Below are 11,190 nucleotides of genomic sequence, written 5' to 3'. Positions count from 1 at the left end.
CACCCGCGGCCGGAGGCTGCGTGTCCTGCTCGATCGTCCACCTGATGTAACGACCCCCGGCCAGCCACGATTCCGCCCCCAGGATGTCTCCGGTCACACCCCGAAATCGGACACGCCGCCCAGCACAGGACACCCGCACCCAGACCCCGGGGGAACTCGGCGAGCCCCCCGAACTGCCGGTTATCGCGTGACAACGGCGTTCCCCACCCCGGTCGACACCCGTAGACGGGATGCGCCCGGCTCGCACCTTCCCACGAGGGGCCGGCTGCCTCCTTCGGGTCGCCGCCGGCGTCGGCAGGGTCCTCCGAGATCTTGGTACGTAATGGCCCCTGGAGAGGCCCCTTTCTACCAAGATCTCCCCGGGTCCCGGTCACCGGGAGCCGAATCCCGGCAGGTGACCGTAGGCCTGCCACGGCGCGTGAGACTCACCGAACCCGGTCGATCAACGAACCGTCGGCGCGCGGTCGAACCCCCACCCCCAACGTCGCAAAAGCCTAAAATTGGGGCAACACCCTAGAGGAGGTTGGCATGACCGCAGCGATGGAGATGCCCCGCGTTCAGGAATGCGTGGTCGCGGCCTGCGCGTACAACCACACCGGCGACTGCCACGCCTTCGCCATCACGATCGGGAGCATGGACCACGCCCACTGCCACACGTTCATCGAGATGCCGGCCGTGCGGGCCGGCATGGACGACCAGATCGCACAGGTCGGCGCGTGTCAGCGGGCGGACTGCCGGCACAACGAGCAGTTGGAGTGCCACGCCCCGGCGATCAAAGTGGGTCCGGACAACGACATGGCCGACTGCATGACCTACGCCGGCCGCTGACCCTCCGGGCCAGCCGCCACCCACAGCCCCGCGAGCAACGCGCGAGGCTGGCACCGAAGCGTTAAGAGGGGTCCCCTGTACTACGCCAGGCGTTAACGGGGGGCCCTTCCTTACACCCGCAGGCCGTTGGATTCGCGGACTACCGTGACCAGTTCGTCGATGATGCCGGTGAGTGCGAAGTCCTTCGGCGTGAACACCCGGGCGACCCCGGCCGCGCGGAGCGTCTCGGCGTCACCGGCGGGGATGATGCCGCCGACCACCACCGGCAGGTCACCCCGGCCGGCGGCGCGGAGCCCGTCCAGGACCGCCGGTACCGCAGCCAGGTGCGAGCCGGAGAGCACCGAGAGCCCCACCAGGTCGACGTCCTCCTCGACGGCGGCGGCGACGATCTGCCCGGCGGTCAGCCGGATGCCCTGGTAGACGACCTCGAAGCCGGCGTCGCGGGCGCGTACCGCGATCTGCTCGGCGCCGTTGGAGTGCCCGTCCAGGCCGGGCTTGCCGACGAGCAGCCGCAGCCGGCCGCTGCCCAGCTCGCGGGCGGTGGCGGCGACCCGCTCCCGTACCCCGGCGAGCGTGGCGTCCCCGCCGGCGCCGGCCGCGCCCGCGAGGCCGGTCGGTGCCCGGTACTCGCCGAAGACCTGCCGCAGCGCGCCCGCCCACTCGCCGGTGGTCACCTCGGCCCGCACGCACTCCAGCGTCGCGTCCATCAGGTTCGCCGTGGTCGCGGCGTCCGCCCGCAGTCGCGCCAGTGCCGCGTCCACCGCCGCCGCGTCCCGGCCGGCCCGCCACTCGCGTACGGAGTTCGTGGCGGCCTCCTCGACGGCGGGGTCCACCTGCTCGACGGCCTCGGCGCCGGCCGCGGTCAGCGGCGACGGCTCGGTCTCGGTGTACCGGTTGACGCCCACGACCACGTCGGCGCCGGACTCCATGCGGCGACGCCGTTCGGCCAGCGAGGCGACGAGCGCGCTCTTGAGGTAGCCGGTCTCCACGGCCGCCACCACGCCGCCCATCTCCAGCACCTTGTCGAGCTCGACGCGGGCGCCGGTGACGATGTCGTCGACCAGGGCGGTCATCACGTGCGAGCCGGCGAAGAGGTCGGGGTACTCCAGCAGGTCGGACTCGTACGCAAGCACCTGCTGCATGCGCAGCGACCACTGCTGGTCCCACGGCCGGGGCAGCCCGAGGGCCTCGTTCCAGGCGGGCAGCTGCACCGCGCGGGCGCGCGCGTCCCGGGAGAGGGTGACGCCGAGCATCTCCAGCACGATGCGCTGGATGTTGTTCTCCGGCTGCGCCTCGGTGAGGCCGAGGGAGTTGACCTGCACGCCGTAGCGGAACCGGCGCTGCTTCGGGTTCTCGACGCCGTACCGCTCGCGGGTGATCTCGTCCCAGAGCGCGCCGAAGGCCCGCATCTTGGCGATCTCCTCGACGAAGCGCACCCCGGCGTTGACGAAGAAGGAGATCCGCTGGACGACGTCGCCGATCCGCTCGGCCGGCACCTGGCCGGAGTCACGGACCGCGTCGAGCACCGCGACGGCGGTGGAGAGGGCGAAGCCGACCTCCTGCACCGGAGTCGCACCGGCCTCCTGCAGGTGGTACGAGCAGATGTTGACCGGGTTCCACTTCGGCATCTCGCGCAGCGTGTACGCGATGACGTCGGCGGTCAGCCGCAGCGACGCCGCCGGGGGGAAGATGTACGTGCCCCGGGACAGGTACTCCTTGATGATGTCGTTCTGCGTGGTACCGGCGCAGCGGACCAGCTCGGCGCCCTGCTCGGCGGCGACCGTGCCGTAGAGCGCGAGCAGCCACATCGCCGGCGCGTTGATCGTCATCGAGGTGTTCATGTCGGCGATCGGGATGCCGTCGAAGAGGGCCCGCATGTCGCCCAGGTGCGCCACCGGTACGCCGACCCGGCCGACCTCACCGGCGGCCAGCTCGTGGTCCGGGTCGTACCCGGTCTGGGTGGGGAGGTCGAAGGCGACCGACAGGCCGGTCTGCCCCTTCGCCAGATTGCGGCGGAAGAGCGCGTTGGTCGCGGCGGCCGAGCTGTGCCCGGCGTAGGTGCGCATCACCCACGGGCGGTCGCGTTCCGGCAGCCGACCCGGGAGAGCCTTCTCATCCATGGCCGGAGTCTAAGTTACCGTTCAGTCACTTGGGCTGTGGAAAACCACACAGGTCCATGTGGCGCGCATCCGGGTGCAGAGCACGCGGGCTGGTCGGGACCGCCACACCCCGGACGCCGTACGGCCGCCGTCAGGCCGCACACTTGACGGCATGGATGACGAGCTGGCGATCTCCGTCCGGGGGCTGCGCAAGGCGTACGGGGACACCGTCGCCGTGGCCGGCGTGGACCTCGACGTCCACCGGGGCGAGGTGTTCGCCCTGCTCGGTCCGAACGGCGCCGGGAAGACCACCACCGTGGAGATCCTGGAGGGCTTCCGTCGGCGCGATGCCGGCGAGGTGTCGGTGCTCGGCAGCGACCCGGCCGCCCCGGCACGGGACTGGCGGTCCCGGGTCGGCATCGTGCTCCAGGGCACCGGCGAGTTCGACGAACTGACCGTCGCCGAGGTCGTCGGGCACTTCTCGGGCTTTTACGGCAAGGCCGACGACCCGGACAAGGTGATCGAGCGGGTCGGGCTGGGCGCCAAGGCCAAGGCCCGTACGCACACCCTCTCCGGCGGCCAGAAGCGCCGCCTGGACGTGGCACTGGGCATCATCGGGCGCCCCGAGCTGCTCTTCCTCGACGAGCCGACCACCGGCTTCGACCCGGAGGCCCGCCGCGAGTTCTGGGAGCTGATTCGCGACCTCGCCGCCGCCGGCACCACCATCGTGCTGACCACGCACTACCTGGACGAGGCCGAGGCCCTCGCCGACCGGGTCGGCGTGATCGCGCATGGCCGGCTGGTCGAGGTCGCCCCGCCGAACCGGCTCGGCAATCGGCACGAGGCCCTGGCGACGGTCTCCTGGCGTACGCCGGAGGGGTCCGTCGAGTCGGCGGAGAGCGCGTCGCCGACGGCGCTGGTGGCGGAGCTGGCCGCGCGCTTCGGCGGCGAGGTCCCGGGCCTCACGGTGTCGCGGCCGACCCTCGAGGACATCTACCTGCGGATGATCGGACACTGATGACGACCACGACGAAGCCGGCGACGCCGGTCGCCGCCGCACCGGGCCGCCGGATCGGGCCGGCCGCCCTCGCCCTGCGGCAGGGGCGCCTGGAGATCACCCAGTTCCTGCGCAGCCGGGAGTCCGTCGTCTTCACGCTGGGCTTCCCGGTCATCATGATCCTGATCTTCGCGGCGATCTTCAACGACGAGATCGCCCCGGGGGTCAGCTACACGCAGTACTTCATCACCGGCATGATCGCCACCGGCCTCATGACGGTCAGCTTCCAGAACCTCGGCATCTGGATCCCGATCGAGCGGGACCGAGGGGTGCTCAAGCGGTACCGCGGCACGCCGATGCCGAGGTGGGTCTGGTTCGCCGGCAAGGTCCTCATGGTGGTGGCGATCGGGATCGCGGAGACCGCCGTGCTGCTGGCCGTGTCGGTCGCGCTGTTCGACCTGGACCTGCCCGCCACCGCCGCGAAGTGGCTGACGTTCGGCTGGGTGGCGGTGCTCGGCGTCACCGCGTGCACCCTGTGCGGCATCGCCATCTCGTCGCTGGCCCGTACGGCCCGCAGCGGCTCGGCCGTGGTCACCCCGGTCGCCCTGGTCCTCCAGTTCATCTCCGGGGTGTTCTTCGTCTTCACCGAGCTGCCGAGCTGGATGCAGCAGGTCGCGGCCCTGTTCCCGCTCAAGTGGATGTGCCAGGGCCTGCGCTCGGTGTTCCTGCCCGAGTCGTTCGGCGGCCGGGAACCCGGCGGGTCGTTCGAGCTGGACCGGGTCGCCCTGGTCCTCGCGCTGTGGTGCGTGATCGGCCTGGTGCTCTGCCTGACCACCTTCCGCTGGACAACGAAGCGCGACGGCTGAGGTGTAAGGAAGGGCCCCTTCTTAACGCCTCCGGTAGAGGAAGGGTCCCCCGTTAACAGCCGGCCCGCCCGTACGAGTGCGAGACTCGCCGGTATGCCTCACGCATTGACCCGGCGCCGGCTGCTGGTGGCCGGCGCGGGCACGGTCGGTGCCGCCGTGGTCGGCGGGCTCGCCGTCCGGCAACTGTCCCGCCCCCGCCCGGGGCCGGCGCCCGCCCAGCCCGACGCCCCGGCCGGCGACGAGCAGTTAGTCCGCGTCCACTCCGCCGCCCGAGGGCGCGAGGTCGATCTCTGGACGGCCGTGCCCGAGGGGTACGGCGACGGCAGCGGCCTGCCCGTGTGCCTGGTGCTGCACGGCGCCTCCGCCACCGCCCGGGACTTCCCTCGTTTCGGCTTCGCCCGCTTCCTCACCGATGCCGTACGACGCGGCGCACCGCCCTTCGTTCTCGCCGGAGCCACCGGCGACCGGCTCTCCTGGCGCCGCTCCGGCGGGGACGACCCGCAGCGGATGATCCGGGAGGAGGTACCCGCCTGGTGCGCCCAGCGTGGTTTCGACACCGGTCGGCTGGCGGTGTGGGGCTGGTCGATGGGGGGCTTCGGGGCGTTGCTGCTCGCCGAGGCCTACCCGGGCTGGCTGCGCGCGGTGGCCGCCTTCTCCCCCGCCGTACGCCCCGGCGACGCGGTGTTCGCCGGCGCGGAGCAACTGCGCGGCACTCCCGTCGGCCTGTGGTGCGGCCGGCAGGACAGCTTCCTCGGGGACGTCCGCGCCCTGGCCGAGGCGCTGCCCGAGCCTCCGGTCCGCGCCGAGTGGGCCGACGGCCGGCACAACTTCGCCTACTGGGGCACCGTCATCCCGGACGCGTTCGCCCTGCTCGGTGCCGCGCTGACCACAACCGGGGAAGCGTGACGCCCCCGACCGGCGGCCGGGGGCGTCCTCGGGCGGCTCAGTAGGTGTAGAAGCCCTTGCCGGTCTTGCGGCCGAGGTCACCGGCGGTGACCATGCGCTGGAGCAGCTCCGGCGGGAAGAACTTCTCGTCGGCCGTGTCGGTGTAGATGTTCTTCGAGGCGTGCAGCAGCACGTCCACGCCGGTCAGGTCGGTGGTGGCCAGCGGGCCCATGGCGTGGCCGAAGCCCAGCCGGCAGGCGGTGTCCAGGTCCTCGGCGGAGACGACCCCGGACTCGACGAGCTTGACCGCCTCCACGACCAGGGCGGCGATCAGCCGGGTGGTGACGAAGCCGGCGATGTCCCGGTTGACCACCACGACGGTCTTGCCGATCTCCTCGGCGAACGCCTTGGCGGTCGCCAGGGTCTCGTCGCTGGTCTTGTAGCCCCGGACCAGCTCGCAGAGCTTCATCATCGGCACCGGCGAGAAGAAGTGGGTGCCGACGACGGCCTCGGGGCGCTCGGTGACCGCGGCGATCTGGGTCACCGGGATGGCCGAGGTGTTGGTGGCGAGCACCGCGTCCGCCTTGCAGATCTTGTCGAGCGCGCGGAACACCTCGTGCTTGATCTCCAGCCGCTCGAAGACGGCCTCGACCACGACGTCCGCGTCGGCGGCGGCCTCCAGGTCGGTGGTCGGCGTGATCCGGCCCAGGGTCGCCTCGACCTCGGAGGCGTCGATCTTGCCCTTCTCCGCGAACTTCTCCAGCGACTTCCGGATGCCGGCCAGGCCGCGTCCGGTGGCCGCGTCGTCCAGGTCCCGCAGCGTCACCTGCCAGCCCGCCTGCGCCGCCACCTGGGCGATACCCGAGCCCATGAGCCCGGCCCCGACGACCGCGAGTCGACCCGCCATCTGCTTCTCCCTCGCCTGTAAGAGTGTCTGTCAGCACCCTAGTCGGCGAGACTGAACGACTGCTAAGGCCCGGGTCAGATGGACAGGTCGGGATCCTCGGGGCCGGTGCCGCGCTCGACCTGAACGCCGAGCGCCCGCAGGTCCGCCACGAAGTCCGGGTAGCCCCGGTCCACATGGTGCACGTGGGACACCTCGGTGATCCCCTCGGCGCAGAGCCCGGCGATGATCAGCCCGGCGCCGGCCCGGATGTCCGTGGCGCGTACCGGGGCTCCGGAGAGGTGGTCCCGTCCCCGCACGACGGCGTGGTGTCCGTCGGTCTTGATGTCCGCGCCGAGGCGCATCATCTCGTTGGCGAACATGAAGCGGCCGTCGAAGATGTTCTCGGTGATCAGCGACGCGCCTTCGCTCACGGCGGCCAGCCCGATCGCCATCGGCAGCAGGTCGGTGGCGAAGCCCGGGTATGGCAGCGTGACCACGTCCACCGCCCTCGGCCGGTCGTCCATGCGGATCCGGAACGCGTCCGCCCGCGTCTCCACCAGCCCTCCGGCGGACACCAGCTTGTCCAGGGCGATCTCCAGGAATGCCGGGTCCAGGCCGGTCACGGTCACGTCGCCCCGGGTCATCGCGGCGCCGAAGGCCCAGGTGCCGGCGACGATCCGGTCCCCCACCGTGGCATGGCGTACGGGCCGCAGGGCGGGCACGCCGACGATGGTCAGCGTGGAGGTGCCGGCCCCGTCGATGAGCGCGCCCATCTGGTTGAGCATCGTGCAGATGTCGACGATCTCCGGCTCCCGTGCCGCGTTGTCGATCACGGTGGTGCCGTCGGCGAGGACGGCGGCCATCACCAGGTTCTCGGTCGCGCCCACGCTGGGGAAGTCGAGCACGATCTCGGCGCCGCGAAGGCCGTTCGGCGCCTCGGCGATCACGAAGCCGTGCTCGCCGGAGATGTCGGCGCCCATCCGGGTCAGACCGGAGATGTGCATGTCCAGGCCCCGGGAGCCGATCGCGTCGCCGCCGGGGTGCGCCACTCGCACGTACCCACGGCGGGCCAGCAGCGGGCCGAGCACGCAGATCGAGGCGCGCAGCCGGCGTACGAGGTCGTAGTCGGCCTCGGCGCCGGGCTCGTCGGGCACGTCGATGGTGACCGACCGGGAGCGGGCCACGCCGCCGTGCGCGACCATCGGGTCGACCGGGTCGTCCGCGTCGAACCGTACGCCGCAGCCGAGGCGGCGCAGCACCTCGCCCATGATCGCGATGTCGGTGATCCGCGGCACGTTGGTGATCGCGCTGCGGCCCGGGGCGAGCAGGGCGACGGCCATCAGTTTCAAGGCCGAGTTCTTCGCGCCGACGACGTGCACGCTGCCGGTCAGCCGGGCGTCTCCGCGTACCCGGATGACGTCGACGTCGTTGACCGCCGGTGCGGCGGCGTCACCGCGCCCCAGCCCCGGGGGCCAGGTGGCCGCCTCGGGCCGCTCGGGGATCGTCAGTTCCGGTATCCGTAGGCTGTGCGTCATGGCCGTCCACCTCACGCGCATCTACACCAAGGCCGGCGACGCCGGCATGACCAGGCTGAGCAACAACGAACAGGTGCCGAAGACCGATCCGCGGATCGCCGCGTACGCGGACGTCGACGAGTGCAACGCCGCGATCGGCGTCGCGCTCGCCCTGGGCCAGCTCGACGACGATCTGCGGGCCGTGCTCGGGTCGATCCAGAACGACATGTTCGACGTGGGCGCCGACCTGGCCACCCCGGTCGAGCCGGACCCGAAGTACCCGCCGCTGCGGGTCACCGAGGAGTACGTGGAGCGCCTCGAGGGCTGGTGCGACGAGTACAACGCACGCCTGAGCAAGCTCGACTCCTTCATCCTCCCCGGCGGCACCGCGGGCGCGGCGCTGCTGCACGTGGCGCGGACGATCGCCCGGCGCGCGGAGCGTGCGGCGTGGGCCCTGGTCGCGCACGACCCTGAGCGGACCAGCCCTCTCCCGGCAAAGTATCTCAACCGTCTTTCCGATCTGCTCTTTATCCTGTCAAGAACGGCAAATCCGGACGGAGATGTGCTATGGGTGCCGGGCGGTAAGCGCTGACCACCGGCGGACTGCACCACGTCGAGGTCTGGGTACCCGACCTCGGCGCGGCCAGCCGCAGCTGGGGGTGGCTCCTCGGCGAGCTGGGCTGGACGCCGTACCAGGAGTGGCCGGCCGGCCGCTCCTGGCGGCTCGGCCCGACGTACCTGGTCATGGAGGAGTCCCCCGCGCTGTCCGGGCGGGTCCACGACCGGCTCGCCCCGGGCCTCAACCACCTGGCCTTCCACGCGGGCCCACCGGCCGCCGTGGACCGGCTGGTGGAGCGTGCGCCGGCGCACGGCTGGTCGCTGCTCTTCCCGGACCGGCATCCGCACGCCGGGGGTCCCGGGACGTACGCCGCCTACCTCACCGATGAGCAGGGGTACGAGGTCGAGCTGGTCGCCGCACCGGATCCATGACCGGATCGGGGCGGGGTCAGGCCGCGGGCCAGTCCTGGGAGGCCAGACGCGGCGAGACCGCCCCCGGAGGGGCGGCCTCGAGCCAGGAGAGGAACCCGGTGACGGTGGACCGGGCCATCGCGATCTCCACCGGGGCGTGGTGACTGGTACAGCGGAGGATCACCCAGTCGGCGGGCATGGAGAAACGCTCCTGGCCCTCGGGGAGACGTCGCCGCTCCACCGCCAACCCCTTGCGGGAGAGCACCTGCCGGGGACGCAGGGCGAAGCTGAACATCCGGTACCAGCGGAGCTCGTCACCGACGAAACGGCCGAAGCCGGGAGCCCAGCCTCGGCCGTCGAGCATCGTGGAGGTCCGGACGCTGAGCCGGATGATGCCTCCGCTGCGGGTGACCAGCGCCCGCCGGACGAAGAGAATCAGGAGCGCGCCGAGGATCACGGCGACGCCGATCGCGATCCCTTCGACGATCTCCATCGGCGGGTCGGCTCAGCGACTCTGTGCGGCGGAGACCGGGGTGGCGCTCTCGGCCAGCACGGTGACGCCCTCGGCACTCACCGAGAGGAAGCCACCGGCGACCTCGTACGAGACCTGCTCGCCACCGGCGAGCTTGATCCGGACCTGACCGGGCTCGGCGAGCTGGCCGAGCAGGGGCGCGTGCCCCGGCAGCACACCCAGCTCACCCTCGGTCGTCCGGGCGACGACCATCTCGGCCTCGCCGGACCAGACCTTCTCCTCGACGGCTACGAGCTCGACGTGAAGCTGCTGTGCCACGCTGTCTCCTTGCTGCGGCGGCGGATTGCCGAAAGTCTAGTCCCGTCGTCGGAGCGCCCGAAACGCGGGTGGCGAGAGCTGCACCACGCCTACTTGTTCTTGTTCTGGAATTGCGGGTGCTCCAGCAGGAACGCGTCCAACTGCTCGTTCTTCAGCGCGGTGAAAAAGTCGTCCACCTCGGGCACGAACTTCTCGCCCTTGTAGTCGCCGCCCTCGATGAGGGAGCCGCCGGGCAGCTTCACCATCTGGATCGACTCCGGTCGGAGCCCCTTCAGGGCCAGCCCGAAGTCGACCACGCTGTGCCCCCGCCCGCTGAAGATCAGGGACTGACCGGCGGCGCGCAGGACCTTGTCCAGCTTGATCGGGTTGGTGACGACGTCCGCGCTGAAGGCCTGGCTCACCATCGCCTTGACGAACTGCTGCTGGTGACGCTGTCGGCCGTAGTCGCCGTCCGGGACGCCGTTCTTCGGGTAGCGCTGCCGGACGTAGTCGAGTGCCTGCCAGCCCTTGAGGTGCTGGTTGCCCTTCTGGTAGACCGCCTGGGGGCCCAGGTAGCTGCCACCGCCCGGCCGCTCCTTGCGGTGGGTGCCGTCCGGCTCGCGGTGCTCCGAGCGCACCTCGCGCTCGATGTTCATCGTCACGCCGCCCATCGCGTCGACGATCTTGATGAAGCCGCTGAAGTTGATGATGGCGCCCGCGTCGAACCGCGGGATGCCGGTGACGTTCTGCACCGTCTTGGCCAGCAGCTCGAAGCCCTGGGCCGCGTCCGGATTCTGCCCGGCCTTGCGGCTGCCGTACGACATCGCCGCGTTGAGCTTGTCCTGACCGCCGTTGAAGTCGGCCTTGCCGAACTGCGGAATCTGCACGTAGAGGTCACGCGGCAGGGAGAACAGGTACGCCCGGTCCAGCCCGGCCGGCACGTGCAGCACCATGACCGAGTCGGCCAGCGGCGGGGTCTCCGGCTTACGGGGGTCGATGCCGACCAGCAGGATGTTGAGCGGGCCCTTGATGTCGCTCTTGCGCTCCTTGGCGCCGGCCGCCTGGTCGCCGAAGAGGTCGGCCTTACCCACGGCGCCCTCGTAGCGGGCCATGAGCGCCTCGGAGGCGACCAGGACCGCGCCACTGAGCATCATCAGGACCGTGCCGAAGACCGTGCAGACCTGGGCCCACCTCGGCACACCGGACCACATGGACGGCTTCCTGCCGCCCTTGCCGGCCTTCACCACGAGCATCTCCGTTCGTCACGCCCACGAAGAGGAGACGGGCGCACGCAGCCGAATGGTTGCAGGATCCAGCGCTCGGGGGAGCGCGGAATAGACGGTACCTCGCGTCCCGCATGATCGCCGACTCCGGAAC

At 71.2% G+C, this 11,190-nt stretch carries 12 protein-coding genes; 6 read left to right on the top strand and 6 right to left on the bottom strand.

The window, feature by feature from the left end; genetic code table 11:
- Window positions 1-528 precede the first annotated feature (528 nt).
- A complete protein-coding gene (locus tag ACTMSW_RS30315) occupies window positions 529-828 on the top strand; it encodes a DUF1540 domain-containing protein (protein ID WP_441184211.1) in 300 nt (99 codons plus the stop codon).
- A 110-nt stretch (window positions 829-938) separates the two neighbouring features.
- Here ACTMSW_RS30315 and ACTMSW_RS30310 read toward each other — a convergent pair whose 3' ends face one another.
- The gene (locus tag ACTMSW_RS30310; RefSeq protein WP_441184210.1) at window positions 939-2,948 is read right to left on the bottom strand and encodes a protein meaA; all 2,010 of its coding nucleotides are present in this window, start codon (window positions 2,946-2,948) and stop codon (window positions 939-941) included.
- Between the two features lie 151 nt (window positions 2,949-3,099).
- Here ACTMSW_RS30310 and ACTMSW_RS30305 point away from each other — a divergent pair, with 151 nt between their 5' ends.
- The 3 genes from ACTMSW_RS30305 (at window position 3,100) to ACTMSW_RS30295 (ending at window position 5,696) form a co-directional block, all read left to right on the top strand.
- A complete protein-coding gene (locus ACTMSW_RS30305; protein WP_441184209.1) occupies window positions 3,100-3,945 on the top strand; it encodes an ABC transporter ATP-binding protein in 846 nt (281 codons plus the stop codon).
- Window positions 3,945-4,790, top strand: a complete 846-nt coding sequence (locus ACTMSW_RS30300) for an ABC transporter permease (protein WP_441184208.1) — start codon at window positions 3,945-3,947, stop codon at window positions 4,788-4,790. Before ACTMSW_RS30305 ends, ACTMSW_RS30300 begins: the two co-directional genes overlap by 1 nt.
- 93 nt (window positions 4,791-4,883) lie before the next feature.
- Window positions 4,884-5,696: an alpha/beta hydrolase gene (locus tag ACTMSW_RS30295; protein ID WP_441184207.1), complete on the top strand. Its 813-nt coding sequence runs from the start codon at window positions 4,884-4,886 to the stop codon at window positions 5,694-5,696.
- Between the two features lie 37 nt (window positions 5,697-5,733).
- Here the strand turns inward: ACTMSW_RS30295 and ACTMSW_RS30290 are convergent, their stop codons facing one another.
- Window positions 5,734-6,582 (bottom strand): 3-hydroxyacyl-CoA dehydrogenase family protein, encoded by an 849-nt coding sequence (locus ACTMSW_RS30290; protein WP_441184206.1) that lies wholly within the window; start codon window positions 6,580-6,582, stop codon window positions 5,734-5,736.
- 74 nt (window positions 6,583-6,656) lie between these two features.
- Window positions 6,657-8,096 carry a UDP-N-acetylglucosamine 1-carboxyvinyltransferase gene (gene murA / locus ACTMSW_RS30285; RefSeq protein WP_441184205.1) on the bottom strand — a complete coding sequence of 480 codons (1,440 nt, stop codon included), beginning with the start codon at window positions 8,094-8,096 and terminating at the stop codon, window positions 6,657-6,659.
- Here murA and ACTMSW_RS30280 point away from each other — a divergent pair.
- Complete coding sequence (locus ACTMSW_RS30280; protein ID WP_441184204.1) at window positions 8,095-8,667, top strand: cob(I)yrinic acid a,c-diamide adenosyltransferase; 573 nt, start codon at window positions 8,095-8,097, stop codon at window positions 8,665-8,667. The two genes, murA and ACTMSW_RS30280, sit on opposite strands and share 2 nt — an antisense overlap.
- Window positions 8,664-9,065 carry a VOC family protein gene (locus tag ACTMSW_RS30275; RefSeq protein ID WP_441184217.1) on the top strand — a complete coding sequence of 134 codons (402 nt, stop codon included), beginning with the start codon at window positions 8,664-8,666 and terminating at the stop codon, window positions 9,063-9,065. Before ACTMSW_RS30280 ends, ACTMSW_RS30275 begins: the two co-directional genes overlap by 4 nt.
- A 16-nt stretch (window positions 9,066-9,081) precedes the next feature.
- Here the strand turns inward: ACTMSW_RS30275 and ACTMSW_RS30270 are convergent, their stop codons facing one another.
- The 3 genes from ACTMSW_RS30270 to ACTMSW_RS30260 form a co-directional block, all read right to left on the bottom strand.
- Window positions 9,082-9,537 carry a DUF2550 domain-containing protein gene (locus ACTMSW_RS30270; RefSeq protein ID WP_441184203.1) on the bottom strand — a complete coding sequence of 152 codons (456 nt, stop codon included), beginning with the start codon at window positions 9,535-9,537 and terminating at the stop codon, window positions 9,082-9,084.
- A 12-nt stretch (window positions 9,538-9,549) separates the two neighbouring features.
- Window positions 9,550-9,834, bottom strand: coding sequence for a F0F1 ATP synthase subunit epsilon (locus ACTMSW_RS30265; RefSeq protein WP_088992202.1), 285 nt, complete (start codon window positions 9,832-9,834; stop codon window positions 9,550-9,552).
- An 89-nt stretch (window positions 9,835-9,923) separates the two neighbouring features.
- Window positions 9,924-11,066: an LCP family protein gene (locus tag ACTMSW_RS30260; RefSeq protein WP_441184202.1), complete on the bottom strand. Its 1,143-nt coding sequence runs from the start codon at window positions 11,064-11,066 to the stop codon at window positions 9,924-9,926.
- Window positions 11,067-11,190 lie beyond the last annotated feature (124 nt).

This window comes from Micromonospora sp. BQ11, assembly GCF_052068135.1.
GTDB lineage: Bacteria > Actinomycetota > Actinomycetes > Mycobacteriales > Micromonosporaceae > Micromonospora.
This window is presented reverse-complemented; position numbering and strand designations above follow the sequence as displayed.